13 protein-coding genes and 1 pseudogene are annotated in these 16,299 nt (G+C 69.6%); 5 read left to right on the top strand and 9 right to left on the bottom strand.

Features of this window, described 5'->3' with window-relative positions:
• Positions 1-226: 226 nt before the first annotated feature.
• The 5 genes from AC0VYM_RS03415 to thpR all read right to left on the bottom strand — a co-directional run bounded on the left by AC0VYM_RS03415 (position 227) and on the right by thpR (position 6,648).
• Positions 227-1,600, bottom strand: coding sequence for a hypothetical protein (locus tag AC0VYM_RS03415; RefSeq protein WP_475458829.1), 1,374 nt, complete (start codon positions 1,598-1,600; stop codon positions 227-229).
• Positions 1,601-2,635: 1,035 nt separating this feature from the next.
• Complete coding sequence (locus AC0VYM_RS03410) at positions 2,636-3,001, bottom strand: hypothetical protein (protein WP_475458827.1); 366 nt, start codon at positions 2,999-3,001, stop codon at positions 2,636-2,638.
• Between the two features lie 546 nt (positions 3,002-3,547).
• Entirely contained in the window at positions 3,548-4,468 is a 921-nt protein-coding gene (locus AC0VYM_RS03405) for a hypothetical protein (protein WP_475458825.1), read from the bottom strand.
• A 7-nt stretch (positions 4,469-4,475) separates the two neighbouring features.
• Positions 4,476-4,739 (bottom strand): hypothetical protein, encoded by a 264-nt coding sequence (locus AC0VYM_RS03400; RefSeq protein WP_475458823.1) that lies wholly within the window; start codon positions 4,737-4,739, stop codon positions 4,476-4,478.
• Between the two features lie 1,318 nt (positions 4,740-6,057).
• On the bottom strand, positions 6,058-6,648 hold the full coding sequence (thpR, locus tag AC0VYM_RS03395; RefSeq protein WP_475458821.1) for an RNA 2',3'-cyclic phosphodiesterase: 591 nt from the start codon (positions 6,646-6,648) through the stop codon (positions 6,058-6,060).
• Positions 6,649-6,705: 57 nt separating this feature from the next.
• On the opposite strand from thpR, the pseudogene AC0VYM_RS03390 reads away from it, so the two are divergent.
• A pseudogene (locus AC0VYM_RS03390) lies at positions 6,706-7,353 on the top strand (TSUP family transporter); the annotation flags it as partial.
• Here the strand turns inward: AC0VYM_RS03390 and AC0VYM_RS03385 are convergent.
• Both AC0VYM_RS03385 and AC0VYM_RS03380 read right to left on the bottom strand, forming a co-directional pair.
• Positions 7,264-8,694, bottom strand: coding sequence for an MFS transporter (locus AC0VYM_RS03385; protein ID WP_475458819.1), 1,431 nt, complete (start codon positions 8,692-8,694; stop codon positions 7,264-7,266). The pseudogene AC0VYM_RS03390 and the gene AC0VYM_RS03385 overlap by 90 nt on opposite strands.
• 208 nt (positions 8,695-8,902) lie before the next feature.
• Positions 8,903-10,354, bottom strand: a complete 1,452-nt coding sequence (locus tag AC0VYM_RS03380) for an NCS2 family permease (protein WP_475458817.1) — start codon at positions 10,352-10,354, stop codon at positions 8,903-8,905.
• Between the two features lie 221 nt (positions 10,355-10,575).
• On the opposite strand from AC0VYM_RS03380, the gene AC0VYM_RS03375 reads away from it, so the two are divergent.
• The 3 genes from AC0VYM_RS03375 (at position 10,576) to AC0VYM_RS03365 (ending at position 13,236) form a co-directional block, all read left to right on the top strand.
• Positions 10,576-10,863, top strand: coding sequence for a DUF2530 domain-containing protein (locus AC0VYM_RS03375; RefSeq protein ID WP_475458814.1), 288 nt, complete (start codon positions 10,576-10,578; stop codon positions 10,861-10,863).
• 52 nt (positions 10,864-10,915) lie between these two features.
• Entirely contained in the window at positions 10,916-12,412 is a 1,497-nt protein-coding gene (locus AC0VYM_RS03370; RefSeq protein ID WP_475458811.1) for a DUF7059 domain-containing protein, read from the top strand.
• Positions 12,413-12,543: 131 nt separating this feature from the next.
• On the top strand, positions 12,544-13,236 hold the full coding sequence (locus tag AC0VYM_RS03365) for a DUF6518 family protein (protein ID WP_475458809.1): 693 nt from the start codon (positions 12,544-12,546) through the stop codon (positions 13,234-13,236).
• On the opposite strand, the gene AC0VYM_RS03360 is transcribed toward AC0VYM_RS03365, so the two are convergent.
• Together AC0VYM_RS03360 and AC0VYM_RS03355 are read right to left on the bottom strand one after the other, a co-directional pair.
• Entirely contained in the window at positions 13,188-14,765 is a 1,578-nt protein-coding gene (locus AC0VYM_RS03360; protein WP_475458807.1) for an MFS transporter, read from the bottom strand. The two genes, AC0VYM_RS03365 and AC0VYM_RS03360, sit on opposite strands and share 49 nt — an antisense overlap.
• Complete coding sequence (locus AC0VYM_RS03355; RefSeq protein WP_475458805.1) at positions 14,762-15,328, bottom strand: TetR/AcrR family transcriptional regulator; 567 nt, start codon at positions 15,326-15,328, stop codon at positions 14,762-14,764. Before AC0VYM_RS03355 ends, AC0VYM_RS03360 begins: the two co-directional genes overlap by 4 nt.
• Before the next feature lie 124 nt (positions 15,329-15,452).
• On the opposite strand from AC0VYM_RS03355, the gene AC0VYM_RS03350 reads away from it, so the two are divergent.
• Positions 15,453-16,298, top strand: coding sequence for an MOSC domain-containing protein (locus AC0VYM_RS03350; RefSeq protein WP_475458803.1), 846 nt, complete (start codon positions 15,453-15,455; stop codon positions 16,296-16,298).
• Position 16,299: the final 1 nt, after the last annotated feature.

Genomic DNA, 16,299 nt, shown 5'->3' with positions numbered 1-16,299 from the left:
AACACGTGCACCGTCACCGTTGGCGAGTCGGCAAGCTCTCCCAGCTCCGGGAACATGGGGCCGCGTGCGCTGCCCTCTGCGAAGCCGGAGAACGCACGGCGTGACCGGAATCGGCTTGACCCATGCTCGCCGCCCTGCGCGTCGCAGCCCGGGGCACGCCCCCGAACGCAGAAAGACCCCGGTCGCGGAGAGCGACCGGGGTCTGTGCGTTGCAAGGGGGTCATACCTACGGCGCTAGCGCGTGCCCACGGTTGTACCGGGAGCGACACGTGCGATAGACGAGGGACAGAGATTCGCGGCTCTCGTAGAGAATCCCGCTGTCGACACGGGCAGCTTCCCCCAGCAATTCGAGTGGGGCTGCGAGCCCCTGCGGGCCAACCGCTGCTGTGTCGGCAGGGTCGCCCACGAACTCCAGGGGGATACCGGCCTCGCCCGCGACGCGTGCGATCCGTTCGCCCGCCGTCTCGCCCGCGTACCCCGCGAGGGCGGAAAGCATGTCCGCCGGAGGCGGAGCGGTCGCACCGTCCCACACGACCACGTGCCCCAGGGCGACCGTGGTCGCCAGCTGGTCATCTGGAACCCAGTAGTCGTAGCCCCACCTGACCGGGCCTCGCGGAGGTAGGGCGAGCGTGCCGATGCCTATCTCGCGACCGTCCATGATCACGCGCCACCGCGCGGTTGAGGCGCTCACCCTATCGACCGCGAGGCGGAACATGTGGGGTTCGTCGGTGTACGCGGCTGGCAGCGCGAAAGGCCCACCCAATATCACGGTGGAGCCTGTTTCTGCTGTGATCGTCTTTAACGAAACGATCAGGTCCTTTTGGGTGTGATCGAAACCCAGGTACAGGAAGCGGTCCGGATCGGTTCCTGCGGCTTCCAATTCGATGCCGAACGAATCGAAACCTCCCATCCCTGCGCGCAGGAAATCCACTGCGAAAGACGTAGGCTTGTTGTTGCCTCGCACGTACCCGCGAAGGAACCCCCGCGTCACATTTTCCGGGGTTTGAGCTATCGGCTCCATGTGTGCGGCGAGGTCGAAAGACGCCCATTGTGGTTGGGCGTTCGAGTCGCCTTCAAGCACTGTGGCGTACACGATGTTGCCCCCAACTTCGGAACGTGCGTTCTGAGTCTGTGGTCCATCGGTCAGCGGCCAGTACGCACGCGGAGCGGACGCCATGATGCGCCTGTGCAGGGCAGACGTCTGTGGCGTACTCGCGGCACGCCAGCGGCGAAGCGGACCGAAAGCCTTGATGGGTGCCCACTGCATATTCTGTGAGAGGTCCCAGCGGGACGGCCACGCGGACACCTCGCCATGAAAACGCCATAGCGTGGCGGAGCCGTAGCGGACACCCACGCGAATCGGGGTGTTCCTGGTAAGACGACCGAAGTATTCACTTCGCGGATTGCGGGGCGAGAAGCGCCCGCCCCGGTTATCCAGGATGAACCCGCATTCCCCGGGGTCGACGTCCGATGCCCAATCGGCGCGACCCCGGGAAATGGTGATGTCTTCCTCAGTCAGTACGTAGCCGGTGATGTCTTCCCATTCGCCTGACAAATGAATTTCGACGCGGAGTGCGAGCGGGGACGCGGGAAAAGACATCGGATTGGCTTTCTAGGCGTAAATCAGGAGGGAATCGGGAGACCGGAACGCGGGTGCGAGTTCCTCGCCGCACGCCGCGCACACTCCGGCGACCGCGAGGGCTGACACGCGGGCAACGGCGGGGCGGAGTACCGCGCGGTGACCCTGGCCTCTGTGGTCGTGGTGCACCTCGCGGAAGACGGGCGGAGCGTGCAGCATGAGAACCCGCTCCGCGCACTCGCGGTCGCACGCGGGAAACCTCGCAGCGAGCGGCAGAGGCCCCGGGCGCGACACGTTGACGGCGAACGGGCCGGAGCGCGGCGTGTGTCGCCACGGGTCAACCATCACGGCCGGACCAGGTGCGGGCACAGGGGCGACGTTGACCGGTTCGGAGGACGCGAGCGGAGCGGCTTCGCGGGCAGTGCGCAAACGCGGCACCGCGCGATTCTGTGCGTGCGCCATACACGCCCTGCACGTCTTCCGGAGACCGTCCGCAGCGGGACGGTACCGGCCGTACACGGCGAGGGGTTTCGCGGTCTGGCAGCGGGCGCAGGTGCGGAGTGTCTCGGACATGGGTCTCTCTCCTGTGGAACGACAGTCGGCAACGGCAGAGCGGCTCAGCGGCGGCACGCTCCGGCAGAGCAGCAAACGGCTTGCCGGAGAACGGCAGAGAGCGGCAGGACGGGCGGCACATCTGCCGGGAAACGGCATACTCCAGCGGCACAGCGGCACGGATGTTCGGCAGGCAGCGGCACTCCGCTGGTCAGAGGCCTGCCGCTAACGGCACGGTCTCCGCCTGGTAGACCGCGACCCATCCATCGCGGACCGTCGCCACGACTCGCGGCCAACCGTCCGGACACGAACACTCGCCGGGGTCCGCGTCAATCGCCCGCGCGACCGGACACCCGGCGGCGTGCTCAACAACGGTCGGGGTGTCGGGCGAGTCGCCCAGCTCGGGGAACATGGCGCGGTACAGCGCAAGCGGGGTCGCTACCGCGACCGGCGGGGCGACTTCCAGCCGGACAACCCGTTTCCGTCGACCGCTCCGGCGACCCATCACGCAGCCCCGGAACGGGCACGAGCACGGTCCCAGCGAGCGAGTGCGGCACGCTGCTTCGCAGGATCTTTCTGATTCGTCGATGCAGCGGCCACCGCGTCGTCACCCGCATCGTCTGGCATAACCTCGCGAATGATGGCGAACGCAGCCACCCGCGAGTGGCGGGCCTCCGACAGCGCAGGATTTGAAACCCAGGTTCCGCGCGTCCCTTCGATCAACGGCCCGTGTTCGTCCACGACCGCGTCACACACGGCCGCACGGTCAAGGTGCTGCCCTGCGAGACGGAGGGTCTCCTCCAGTAGCGGGTCTGGTTCGTAGACCTCGCGAAAGACGGCAACCAATCGGTCGCCGTGATCGGTTTTCATATGCACCCTTATGCACAATCGGGGGCGCGCACGAAAACGCACCCGTAATGACGTGGGAAAACGCACGGGAATGTGCACGCGAGCCGTTTCGGCTTTATGCAGAGCCGGTTAGAGTCGCTATAACCCCCCGCTGGTCTCCCCCTGGTCGCGGGGGGCATCCCCCACCCCCTCGCAGTCAGAGCGAGCCGCGCGGGTGCGGTTCGGGGTCGCGAGCACGGCGGACGCGGCGCGTGACCGAACACGCAACGATCACAAGCGACCTCGCAGCGACCAACCACACGCGAGGCCACGCAGCGCGAGACGCGCAGGCGGAGCACAGACCCGCCAGCCGAGAGGCGACGCCCACGCGAGCGACACTCGCGCCCTGGTCACGAACATGATTGAGCACCAGGCCGTGAACCATCCTCGCGAGCAGCGGACACGCACCCACAACGCACACGTGAGGGTGCACCCACCCACCACCCCCGGGGGGCGAGGCGGTAGCTAGGGGGGTACCCGTGAAAAGGGGGGTACCGCTTTCGCAGCACCCCCACCAGAACTCCGGGGTTACTCCGCCAAGGGGCGGGGCCGGAACGGACGGGCGCTCGTGCCGCGCTCGCGCTCTTCGCGCTCCCGCCACTCCCTGCGGTCGCGGGCAATGGCAGCGTCCGCCGCGTCCGCTGTGTCGTTCTCCACTGCATACCGGACCGCAGCGCCTAGGGCAGAACCCAAGTCGATAGGCGACATGGCACCTCGGAAATCCAGCCGATCGCGGAAGCCGCGCAGTTCCAGAAGAGCGCCCTCGAACGTGTTTCCCCCGCTACCCCGCCTGCGAGACACGTAGTCAAAGTGGGGGTCACTGGCGAGCACGGCAAGCTCACGGTCCCCCGCTTCCTTCGCGAGGGCACGCACTCCCAGTACCCGGCTCACGACGCCGGACAGCTTCCGTTCAGCGTCCGTGACCGCCGCTAGAGCTTCCTCGCGGGCAGTGGCCAGAGCACGCAGGCTCTCGCGCAGCGTCTCCGGAGCGGCTTCCCTGTGCAGCGCGTCAAGGCGACGTTTCCCCTTCGCGGCCTCGCTCCCTGCGAGGTTGGCCGTGTCGCGGAAGTAGCGCGCGAAGCGCTCCGCGTCGTCCTGCACGGCTGTCAGAGCCTCGCTCGCGGCCTGTTCCGCTTCCTGCGGGTCCTCGCCCTTCCGGATGGCCACCCGCGCGGCAGTGTCCCGCTCACGGCGTCGCAGCACCACGGCCGCACGGGCGTTCTCTTCCTGGATTTCGTAATCATCCGCGCGTTCCACGAGAGGTTCCACGGCGTCCGCGAACGCGGCAAGCTCGGGCCACTTGCCGGACGCACCCCGGAACGCCTGCGCGAGTCCGCGCGCGATTTCAACCTGTCCCTCTGCGCGTTCCATGACGGTTTCGGGAACAGCGTCCATGTTGGCGAGGTCGCCGGGGCGGATAGCCTGCCCGATAGCGTTGTAGTGCACCATTTCCATATCAGGCCCCCGTATGCATCTGCTCGCGGATGACCACGGCCAGCTTGGCTGGGTCGATCTTCATGTTTCGCGGAGCATCGTTCGGAACGGGGCGAATCATGTCGCGCAGCTTCACCGCGTTAGACCGAACCTCTTCATAACTGCTCCCCCGAATGTGGGGAATCGCTTCCTTTCCTACGCCGGAGACGCTCGCGATAGCCGATACTTCCGCGCTGGTGAGTTCAAATGGTGTGTTGTCAGATTTCGGGGCGGAATTTACGGTCATGCAGGGTTTCCTCTCGGGGTGTGGATACGAAAAAAAGCCCCATGGGGCGTTACCGGTCCCGCAACCGATAACGCCCCATGGGGCTAAAGGATGCCGCGCGCCCTTAAGAGATATGCGCGGCGTAAAGTCTGTGTGCGACCGTGCGGGCAGTCGCGGCAAGGGGGCTTGTGGCTCTGGCCGGGTCTGGCCGGAGTCACCGCCACACCCCTTAGGAGAAGGTTGCCTTCTCCCTTCGGTTATCCGGAAAGGTGCTCGCGCACCCCATACCATCACCCCGGACACTAAGCGCCTCTAGAATCCTCACAGGACCACGCGGGGGGCGAATTCAGCCACTCCCTAGGGCAAGTCCATTTAGGCCCCACAGGGGGCACTACGGCGCTTCTCGGGTGGGCATGGCTGGGGTGCCCTGCGTCGCGGTTCGCGGACGGGCAGCGCTTGGCCTCGCGGAGCGGATCCGGCAGGGCGGGCGAGTGTAGAAGTGTCGATTTGAAGGAGACTTCTGTTTTCCCTTAGAAGTTTCTATAGGATTACGAGATCCTCATGCAAAACTACACTTCTACACTGTTCCAGCATCATCCCAGTTCAGAGAGTCGCCCGCTCCGCCGCGTGGGGCTCACATGACTGCGACCCCCACGAACCACGTGCCATCCTTCCGCCTGCGCTGCGCGACCCCGGGAGCCATCCGGGCGATGCGATAGAAGTCATTGCGCCCAACGGGCGGTGGAGTCCCTGCGGGCTGCGCGGCGACGTATGCGACCCAGAGGCAACCCCGCCTTGTGCGGTATGTGGGGTCGCGAGGGAGGGTGGCCAGGAACGCAAGGGGTTCAATGGGGGATACGGGGGTGTCGCAGTGAAAGCACATGGTGGTTTCTCCGGAGAGTGATGTCTCAGAAGAGACTTTCACCCGCGAGGCATTCACGGGTGAAGGTTCTTCTTGTTCTTGCACTCTGGTTATCCGGATCGGTGCTCGCAGCATCTAAAGAGACACCCCCACCAGACGTGATGGTGTGCCTTTAGGGGAAGGTTGCGCCCGTCGTATTTGAAGCAGCTAACACTTTCGGACTAGATGCACCCTCAGATACTGCCAACCTGAGCGGCTCCGTCCACCAGGTGCGAACGTCGGCCCGCTACATAGAGGCCGAAACGGGAGCCAACAGAGTCCACGTGCGCAGCGAAACCGTTGGGCGGTAAGCTTGGCTTGATAATCGCGACTTGGGACCGGCCGATGCGGTCCCGGACGCGCACTAGAGAGCCGTTATCCCAGGTCAGAGCACCACTGGCAGGAGCCAGCGCTGCTTGCGGTTGTTGGTGAGCATGCTCATGACGTGCCCCGCTCCGGTGCTCGTTGGGATTCGCTACCCCAGGGTAGTCCCCAGCTCCGGACGGTCCGGTAGCGGTCCGGCCCTGACGGGCGGCTCTCCACGAGGGCGATCCGGTCGGCCCGCCAGCCGGTGTCCGGCGCCGGGCCCAGGGCACGCAGGGTCCGGGTGACGTCGCGGGGCCTCCGGGCGCGGGCGAGGGTGACGTGCGGCACGAAGGGGCGTGACGAGACGGGCACGCCCGCGCCTCGGGCCGCCTCGGCCAGGGCCCCGGCGAGCTCCGGGAGTCCGTCGCCCCGCACCCCGGCCCATACGACGGACGCGTGGTGTCCCGGCCCGCCCGCCCTGGGGAAGACGCCCCAGCCGTCGAGGAACAGGTCCGGGGGCGGGTGCCCCTCCAGGGCGCGTTCCAGCGCCGCGGAGAGTTCGGGGACGCGCACGGCGAGCTCCCCCAGGAAGACCAGGGTGAGGTGCCATCGCTCCGGCGGGGTCCAGCGCAGCTCCGGCGCGGTGGGCCGGGCGGCGCGCACCGCCCGTTCCAGACGCTTCCGGACCTGGTCGGGCGGCCACAGCGCGACGAACAGGGTCATGACATCATCATCCCTTCGACACCCGCCGCCCGCCACCTCGTCCTGTGAGCCGCCCCCGTGTACGTCCTCGCCTGTGTGTTCGTGGTCCTGACACTGGCCGCCCTGATCCGCATCACCGCGGGCTTCGGGTTCGCCTTGGCCGCCGTGCCGCCGCTGGCCCTGCTCCTGGACCCGGTCACGGCGGTGGTGGTCTCCGCGACCCTGGCGGTACCGCTGAACCTGTGGGTCGCGCTGCGGGACCGGGCCCACGTGGACCGGCGGGCCGCCCTGCTGCTGCTCGTGTGCGCCCTGGCGGGGGTGCCGTTCGGGCTGTGGGCGCTCAACGTGCTCTCCGAGCAGGTCCTGCTGGTGCTGATCGCGGCGACGGTCGTCCTCGGCACCGTCCTGGTGTGGCGCCGGGTACGCATCCCGGGCGGTATGGGGGCGGTGGCCGGGATGAGCGCGCTCTCGGGCGCCGCGTTCGCCTCCACGGCGATCGACGGCCCCCTCATGGTGGCCGGGCTCCAGGGCTCGCGGCTGGCCGAACTGGAGCCCCGGGTCCAGCGGGCCACACTCGCCGTGACGTTCTCCGCGACGAGCGTGGCGACGCTGGTGGGCTTCGGGTTCGGCGGCCAGCTAACTCCGCAGGTCAGCAGCCTGCTGCTGGTCGGTGCCCCCGCGCTGCTGATCGGTACCCTCGCGGGTGAGCGGCTCTTCCGCAGGCTGGACGCCGAGCTCTTCCGCCGCACCGTGCTGGTGCTGCTCGCGGTCAGCTCCGTCTCCATGGTCACCCGGGTGGTCACCGCCTGAGCCCACGGGTTCCGGTCCGCGCCACCTCCGGGGCAGCAGGTCGCGGACGGCCACGCCCCTGGTGCGCATCAGCAGCACGGTGAGCACGCCGACCACGACTGTGGTCACCGCGCCGCCGGTGAGCAGGCTGGCCTGCGGGCCGAAGGCGTCCGCGATCAGGCCCACCACGGGCGCGCCGATCGGGGCCACACCCATGAACACCAGCAGGAACATACTCATGACCCGGCCGCGCATCTGGGGGTCGACGCTCAGTTGGAAGGTGGCGTTGAGCGTGGTCACGAAGGTCATGAAGAGCACGCCCATCGGGACCAGGACCAGCACGAAGGCCACGTAGCCGGGCATCAGGCCCGCCACGAGCTGGGTGGCGCCGAACCCCATCGCGCCGATCAGCACCAGCTTCAGGCGCGGGTGCTCGCGGCGCGCGGCCAGCAGGGCCCCGGCCAGCGCGCCCACCGCGAGCGCGGCGGCGGCCACACCGAAGGCGGTCGCGCCGGTCTCGAACACGTTGTTGACCATGAGGGCGATCTGGTTCTGCGCGTTGGCGCCGAAGAACTGCACGGAGCCGGCGAGGACCAGCAGAAGGACCAGGTCGCGTCTGCCGCCGATGTAGCGCAGACCCTCGCGGATCTGCCCCTTGCCGCGCGGGACGCGTTCGGTGGGGTTGAGGTCGGCGGTGCGGATCAGCAGCAGCGCCACGATCGTGAAGGCGAACGAGAGCCCGTTGACCATGAACACCGGACCGCTGCCGACCAGGCCGATCAGCACACCGGCGACGGCGGGGCCGGTGACGCGGCCGAGCTGGAAGCTGGCGCTGTTCAGGGCGATCGCGTTGGGCAGCAGCTCCCGGTCGACCATCTCCGGGACGAAGGCCTGACGCCCCGGGTTGTCGAGCACGGTGATCAAGCCGAGGCCGAAGGCGAACAGGTAGACGTGCCAGACCTCGGCCGCGCCGAGCGTGGCCAGGACGCCCAGGCCGACGGCGAGGACGCCCATGCTGGCCTGGGTGATGATCAGGAGCTTGCGCTTGTCGAAGCGGTCGACCATCGCGCCGCCCCAGAGCCCGAGGAAGAGCATCGGCAGGAACTGGAGCGCGGTGGTCATCCCCAGCGCGATCCCGCTGCCTCCGCTGAGTTGGAGGACCAGCCAGTCCTGGGCGATGCGCTGCATCCAGGTGCCGGGGTTGGAGACCAGCTGGCCGAGCGCGTAGATGCGGTAGTTGCGCACGGCCAGGGAACGGAACATCGCGATGCGGCGCATCAGTCCCTCCCCGTCGGACACCGGGGAGGGACGGACGCGACCACCGGAACGTGGTTTCGGGGGCAGAGAAGTAAACGGCGTTGACTCATCAATGGACGCAACGCCGTCCACCCCGCCGCGCATTCCCCGCCCCTGGTACACGGCGCGGGCCGACGCCCCCGCCAGGGGACGTCGGCCCGGGTCCGACACGGCTCAGTGGATCAGGAGGTCACCCGATCAGCGCGTAGATCGGCGCCTCCGCGAAGTGGATCAGGAAGACCACGGAGATCAGCCACAGGAGCGGGTGCACCCGGCGGCCGCGGCCCGTGACCAGCATGACGAACGCGTAGGCGAGCAGGCCGAACCCGATCCCGTTGGCGATCGAGTAGGTGAACGGCATCATGATGATCGCCAGGAAGGAACCGATGCCGATGGCCGGGTCCTTGAAGTCGATGTTGGTCACCTGGGTCATCATCATGAAGCCGACGATCACCAGGACCGGGGTGGCCGCCTCGAAGGGCACCAGGGTGACCAGCGGCGTGAACAGGGTCGCGACCAGGAACATCGCGCCGGTGACGATCGGGGCGATACCCGTCCGGGCGCCCTCACCGACTCCCGCCGCGGACTCCGCGTAGAGCGTGGCGACCGACGCGGAGCCGACGCCTCCCAGGATCGTGCCGAGGGAGTCCGCGACCAGCACCTCACGGGTGCCCTCGATGTTGCCGTCCTCGTCGGCCATGCCGCCCTGGTGGGCGACGCCGACCATGGTCCCCATGGTGTCGAAGAAGTCGGCCAGCAGCAGGGTGAAGACCAGCATGACGACGGTGGCCACGCCGATGTCGGAGAAGCGGCCGGACAGACCACCGTCGAGGAACATGCCCAGGAGGGAGACGTCCGGAAGCGCGACCAGGTCGCCCGGGCTGGTGGGCAGGCTCGGCACGGTCAGGCCCCACCCGAGGGCGTCGGCGCCGTCACCGAACAGCGTCTCCACCGCGATGGCGACGAACGTGGTGGCCACGATGCCGATGAGCAGCGCGCCGCGCACGTTGCGCACGTAGAGGGCGATGCTCAGGAGCAGGCCGATGACGAAGATGAGGATCGGCCAGCCGTTGAGGCCGCCGTCTCCGAGCTGGACCGGGGTGCCCTCGCCCGCCTGCACGAAACCGGCGTTGACCAGGCCGATGAGCGCCAGGAAGAGGCCCACGCCGACCGCGATGGCCACCTTGAGACCGGGCGGGATCGCGGCGAAGACCGCGGTGCGGAAGCCGGTCAGCACGAGGATGAGCAGGACGACGCCCTCGATGATGATCAGCAGGAAGACGTCGGCCCAGGTCATGAGCGGCGCGATGCCGTAGGCGACCACGGCGTTCAGGCCCATGCCCGCCGCGATGGCGAAGGGGTAGCGGCTGACCACGCCCATCAGCACGCAGGAGAGGGCGGCGACCAGGGCCGTCATCGCGGCGACGCCGGGGATGCCCAGGGTGTCGCCGTTGACGTCCTCGGCGGTGCCGATGATCAGCGGGTTGAGGACGACGATGTACGCCATGGCGAAGAAGGTCGCCATGCCACCGCGGATCTCGGTGCCGATGGTGGAGCCGCGTTCGGACACGCGGAAGTAGCGGTCCACCGCGCCTTTGGGCCGTCGGTGCTCGTCAGTGGAGGAGGGAGTCGGTGCGTTCACGTCGTCAGCCTGACCTGGTCGTGTTACTGGACAACAAGGATTCTGCGCCAGATTAGTTGCATCTTCGTACAACACCAGACACCCGTTTCACATCAATTTCAGAGAAATCGCCATATGAAGGGGAGATCGGATCATCGGGTGTGACCAAGGCATCTCCCCGTCGACCTCGACCCGTCGCACCGCTACCGCACCCGCCGGACACCAGCGGATAGCCTGGATCCGTGCCCAAACCTCGTCAGCCCGACCCCGAAGTCCACGAGAGCGACTACCGCGTCCCGGCCGCCATCGGCACGGTCGCGTGGACCATCGCCCTCGTGGTGCTCCTCGCCATGGGAGACGGCCTGCCGTCCTCCGAGAAGTGGTGGATCGGCGTCTGTGTGACCGGGATCGCCCTGGGAGTCTTCGGGTTCCTCTACATCCCGCGCCTGTTCCGCAAACGCGACGAGGCGGCGGATCGGGTGGCCGAACGGCTGACGGAGGAGGACCCGAGCGCACCCGGAACCCCCTGAACGGCACCGCCAGCGCACCGGGGCACCTCGTCACCTGACCGATAATGGGCGGGTGTCTGAGACAGAATTCCCGCGAGGACTCGCCGACCGGCTCCGTGGCACCCTGATCGACGCCGACTACACGGTGTCCGGGGTCCGCGACCGCCTCGGTGACGCCGCCGCCAAGGCCCTGGCCCGCGAGCAGCTCGTGCCCGCACTCCGCGCCACGGGCGGGGAGGAACGCCTCGGACTGCTCCTGCGCCTGTGGTGGCTCCAGTCCCCCATCCCGGCGCGCGCGGCCCGTGCCATCCTCCCCGTCGACGAGCTCGCTGACGCGGGACTGGTCACCGTCGAGGAGGGGGCCGACGGCGCGGCCGTCCGCGCCCTCGTCCACCTGGGCCCCTGGGAGCTGGAGGACGGCAGACCCGGCTTCGTCGTGTCCGACCCCAAGGTCCGCCCGGGCAGCGGGCAGGTGCCGGGCGCCGACCACGTGGTCGGCGCGGGCGGCGCGTCCGCCAACCTCTCCCGCCTGATCGTCGACGGCCCCTACGACCGCGCCCTCGACCTGGGCACCGGCTGCGGCGTGCAGGCCCTCCACCTGGCCTCCCGCGCCCGCGAGGTGGTGGCCACCGACCTCAACCCGCGCGCGGTGCGCCTGGCCGGGATCAGCCTCGCCCTGTCCGGGATCACGGGCGCCCGCCTGGCCCAGGGTTCGCTCTTCGAACCGGTCCGGGACGAGCGCTTCGACCTCATCGTGTCCAACCCGCCGTTCGTGATCACCCCCGAGGCGGCCCGGTACACCTACCGCGAGTCCGACCTGCCCGGCGACACCGTCTGCGCCGAACTGGTCCGGCAGGCCCCCGCGCACCTCACCGAGGGCGGTTGGGGGCAGTTCCTCGCCAACTGGACGCACACCGACTCCGACGACTGGCAGGACCGGGTGGGCGGCTGGATCACCGGCACCGGATGCTCGGGCTGGGTCGTGCAGCGCGACGTCCAGGACCCCGCCGAGTACGTGGAGCTGTGGCTGCGCGACTCCTGCGAGCACGGCACCCCCGAGTACACGCGCCGCTACGACGCCTGGCTGGACTACTTCGACCGCGAGGGCATCAAGGGGATCGGCTTCGGCTGGATCAGCCTGCGCAACGACGTCGCCCAGGACGCCACCGTGCGGGTGGAGGAACTGCGGCACGACGTCCAGCAGCCGGTGGGCCCCTACCTTCCGGACGTGGTGGACGGCGCGATGACCGCCCACCGCCTGACCGACGCCGCCCTCCTGGCCGCGCACGTGGCACTGGCCCCGAACGTGGTCGAGGAGCGCGTGGCCGTGCCGGGTGCTCCCGACCCGGAGAAGATCCTGCTGCGCCAGCGCGACGGGCTGCGCCGTGTGGCGCGGATCGGCACGGTGGAGGCGGCGCTGGCCAGTGTCTGCGACGGCACCATGCCGGTCGGTCCGCTGCTGGACGCCATCGCGGACCTCATGGGCGAGGACCCGGTGATGATCCGGGAACGCACCCCGGAGGCGCTGCGCACGCTGATCTCCGAGGGGTTCTTCCGCGTCGCCCGCTGACGGACCGCCGGGGGGGCGGTCCCCCACGACCGCTGACGAACCGCCGGGGCGGGCCCCGTCGATAGGAGACAGGGAACGGCCCCCGGCGGGGGCCGGAGACGTCCCGTCACCCACGCCCCGAGGACCCCACCATGACCACGCGCAGCACCGACAGCGACCAGTCCCCTCCCGAAACCGAGGCGCGGCCCGCGCCCGCCCGGGACCGGTCTCCGTGGTTCTCCCTGGCGGTCGCCGTCGGAGCGGGGCTGCTGGTGGGGGTCCTCACCTCGTACGCGCAGGGAATGCTCCCTGAGGTCCTGTCGCCTCTGGCCAACTCGTCGGGGTCCTGGAGCGTGGCCGCCTTCCTCCTCGCGTACCCGTCCCGTCGGCGGGGGTTCGCGATCGCGACCGGCGTGCTCACCCTGTTCGCCATGGTCGCCGGGTACGACCTGGCCTCGGTCCTGAGGGGCTTCTCCCCCTCCCTGGGCTCGTCACTCTTCTGGTGCACGACCGCGGTCGTCGTCGGCCCCTTCCTCGGGTGGGGCGCCCACGCCCTCAGGACGCGCTCCCGGTACACGCCCCTCGCGGTGGGCGCGGTGAGCGGCCTTCTCGTCGGAGAGGGCCTGTACGGCCTCACGGTCATCGCCGCCACCACGCCCGCCGCGTACTGGTGGGGGTCGATCACGGTCGGCGCGGCCCTGCTCGTCTGGGCCGTGGTCCGCCGCTTCCCCCGCCTTCTCCCCGCACTGGGCGCGGTGGCGGTCGCCGCCCTGGTCTCCGCCGTCTTCCCGCTGGTCTACTCCGTCGACCTGAGCTTGCTGTTCACCTCGCCCCTCCCCTTCTGACCGGAGGCCCGGCCAGCGGTCTCGCCGTTCCAGCCGCGCTTGTGGAAGAAGGCGAACGCGGCGGAGGCGAGCAGGACGACGGCGGCGATGACCAGGGTGACCAGGAAGCCGTTGTCGAAGGCCCGGGCGGCCGCGGACACCAGCTCGGCGGCGTTCGCGGCGTCCAGGTCCCGGGCCGCGGCGAGGGCCTCGTCCATGCCCTCGGCCGCCGAGGCGGGTGCCCCGTCGGGCAGGCTGACGGTCCGCGCGAACACGGCGGCCATCATGCTGCCCAGGATCGCGACCCCGGTCAGGCTGCCCAGCTCGTAGGAGACCTCCTCCACGGAGGCGGCCATGCCCGCCCGGTGCGCGGGGGCGTTGCCGACGATCGCGGCGGACGCGGCGGTCATCGCGGCACCGGTGCCCGCGCCGAGCACCAGCAGTCCGGCGACGGTCCAGGGCAGCGGAGCGGAGGCCGACAGCAGCACCACCACGGTTCCCACCGCGGAGGTCAGCAGCCCGGCGACGATCATCGGCCGGGTGCCCACCCGGTACAGCAGGGCTCCGACGGCCACGCCCACGGGCAGGGCGCCGAGCGCCATGGCGGCGACGGTCGTGCCCGCCTGCAACGGACTGAACCCCAGCACCAGCTGGAGGCGCTGGGTGAGGACCAGCTGCACCCCGGCCAGCGCGAACATCGCCATCCCGGCCGCGAGCACACCGACGAGGATGCGCGGGTCGCGGAAGAGCGCGAAGTCGATCAGCGGGTAGGTCTGGCCGCGCTGGCGGCGTACGAAGCTCCAGAACCCCGCCACGGCGGCGCCCAGCGCCACCACCACCGCCAGGAGCGACGGCTCGGGCCCGGTGAGCTCCTTGATCGTGTAGACCAGGCCCACCAGGCCCACCATGACCTGTACGGACGCCAGCAGGTCCCAGGGGCGGTCGGAGCTGCCCGAACCGCCCGGCGCGACCACGGCGGCCAGAACCAGCGCCACCAGCACGATCGGCACGTTCACCAGGAAGACCGAGCCCCACCAGAAGAACTCCAGCAGCGCCCCGCCGACGATGGGCCCGACCGCCGCGCCGACCATGGCCATGGTGCCCCAGACCCCGATCGCGATCCCGCGTTCGCGCTCGTCCACGAAGGTGACGCGGATCAGCGACAGCGTGGCGGGCATCATCGCGGCGGCTCCCACCGCCAGGAAGGCGCGCCCGGAGATCAGCATGGCGGGGCTGACCGCGTAGGCGGCCACGAGTGAGGCCGCGCCGAACAGCACGAGCCCCACCAGGTACATCCGCTTGTGCCCGACCCGGTCCCCGAGGGTCCCGGCGCCCAGCAGCAGGCCCGCCATCACCAGCGGGTAGGCGTTGATGATCCAGAGCCGTTCCGAGGCGCTGGCCCGGAGGTCGGAGCTGAGGGTGGGCAGGGCCGTGTAGAGCACGGTCATGTCCACGGAGATGAGCAGCAGTCCGGCGGAGACGGCGGCCAGTACGAGCCAGCGTCTGGCCCTGGAGACGGGTGCGGTCCCGACCTCGTGCGCGTCACTCATGAGACCTCCTCGGTTCCGGGAGCCTGCGGCTCCGCTCCGGTCAGTTCGGCCACGCGAGCCCGCAGGGCCCGCGCCACCCCGTCCGGGAGCGCGTTCCCCGGGGTGGCGTTGAACAGCCAGAGCCCGTCGGCGGCCAGGCGGGCGAGGAACAGGTCCAGCCCGCGCTGGTCGACCGCGCGTGGGGTGGGTGCCCAGCGCTCCATCAGCTCGCCCCAGATCCGGGCCAGCTCGGGGTTGGACTCGGCCTCGACCATGAAGGCGAGGTCGGCGTGGTTCACCTCGCCGCGCATCATGACGCGCACGTAGGCGGCGCCGCGTTCCTCGGGGGTGGCCTCCGTTCGGGGCCCACCGAGCTCGGCGAGGAACCGGTCCTCCCAGCCCTGGACGAGGTGGCGCTGGATCGCCAGGAGCAGGTCCTCCCGGGTCCGGAAGTGGTAGAGGAGGCCGCCCTTGGTCAGCCCGGCCTCCTCGGCGGTGGCTTCGAGGGTCAGCGCGGTGATGCCCTGCCGTTCGGTCACCCGGACGGCGGCATCGAGGATGAGGGTTCTCGAACTGGGTCGCATAGGAGTAACTGTACCTTCCAGAAGGTACAGTTACTACCTGTGAGACGAACCACAGTCCAGGACGCCAAGGGATTCCGCGAGGGTTCGTCCGCCGTCTTCTGAGGGGGCCGGTAGCGTCGTCGTCATGAGTGCCACTCCGACCGTCCGCGTGTCCTCCCTCGCCGTCTACCCCGTCAAGGGATGCGCGGGACTCCCCCTCAGCACCGCCGAGTTCACCTCCGCCGGGATCACCCACGACCGCTCGTTCATGGTGGTCGACGACTCGGGCGACTTCCGCAGCCAGCGCAGGGACCCCCGCATGGCGCGGATCCTCCCCGACCTCACCCCGGACGGCTCCCGGCTGGTCCTGAGCACCGAGGGGTTCTCACCGGTCAAGGTGGACGTGGACCCCGAGGGCCCCCGTCTCGACGTGACGGTGCACCACAACCCCCTCGTGGGCGTGGACCAGGGCGACGAGGTCGCCGGATGGCTCACCGAGCTGTTCGGCCGCCCCAGCCGCCTGGTGCGGGTCCCGGACGACAACCGGCGCGTGACCACCGGAGTCACCCCCGGCACCGCCGGGTTCGCGGACGGCCACGCCGCCGTGGTCGGGTCGATGACCTCCCTGGACCTGCTCAACGAGCGCATCGTCGCCGACGGCGGGCAGCCCGTGCCGATGGCGCGGTTCCGCCCGAACGTCATCGTCACCGGCTGGACCGAACCGCACACCGAGGACCTGATCCGCCGGGTGCGGATCGGCACCACCGAGCTGGGCTACGCGAAGATGTGCACCCGCTGCGCGGTCACCACGGTCGACCAGGAGACCGGGGAGAAGCGCGGCCCCGAGCCGCTGCGCGCCCTGGCCGCCTACCGCCGCGTCGCGGACGGCGGCGTGGCCTTCTGCACGAAGTTCGCGGTGACCGCTCCGGGCACGGTGTCCGTGGGAGACGCCCTGGACGTCACGGAGTGGGCCGACGCCCCCGAGGCGTAGG

The sequence above is a fragment of the Nocardiopsis sp. iso_237 genome (assembly GCF_056173345.1).
Note: the sequence above shows the minus strand (reverse complement) of the source record. Positions and strands in the feature narration are given on the sequence as shown.

Bases quoted from the DNA above. Each gene is read 5' to 3' on its own strand.
- AC0VYM_RS03415 (WP_475458829.1), bottom strand. From the start codon at position 1,600: ATGTCTTTTCCCGCGTCCCCGCTCGCACTCCGCGTCGAAATTCATTTG.
- AC0VYM_RS03410 (WP_475458827.1), bottom strand. From the start codon at position 3,001: ATGAAAACCGATCACGGCGACCGATTGGTTGCCGTCTTTCGCGAGGTC.
- AC0VYM_RS03405 (WP_475458825.1), bottom strand. From the start codon at position 4,468: ATGGTGCACTACAACGCTATCGGGCAGGCTATCCGCCCCGGCGACCTC.
- AC0VYM_RS03400 (WP_475458823.1), bottom strand. From the start codon at position 4,739: ATGACCGTAAATTCCGCCCCGAAATCTGACAACACACCATTTGAACTC.
- thpR (WP_475458821.1), bottom strand. From the start codon at position 6,648: ATGACCCTGTTCGTCGCGCTGTGGCCGCCCGACCAGGTCCGGAAGCGT.
- AC0VYM_RS03385 (WP_475458819.1), bottom strand. From the start codon at position 8,694: ATGCGCCGCATCGCGATGTTCCGTTCCCTGGCCGTGCGCAACTACCGC.
- AC0VYM_RS03365 (WP_475458809.1), top strand. From the start codon at position 12,544: ATGACCACGCGCAGCACCGACAGCGACCAGTCCCCTCCCGAAACCGAG.
- AC0VYM_RS03360 (WP_475458807.1), bottom strand. From the start codon at position 14,765: ATGAGTGACGCGCACGAGGTCGGGACCGCACCCGTCTCCAGGGCCAGA.
- AC0VYM_RS03355 (WP_475458805.1), bottom strand. From the start codon at position 15,328: ATGCGACCCAGTTCGAGAACCCTCATCCTCGATGCCGCCGTCCGGGTG.
- AC0VYM_RS03350 (WP_475458803.1), top strand. From the start codon at position 15,453: ATGAGTGCCACTCCGACCGTCCGCGTGTCCTCCCTCGCCGTCTACCCC.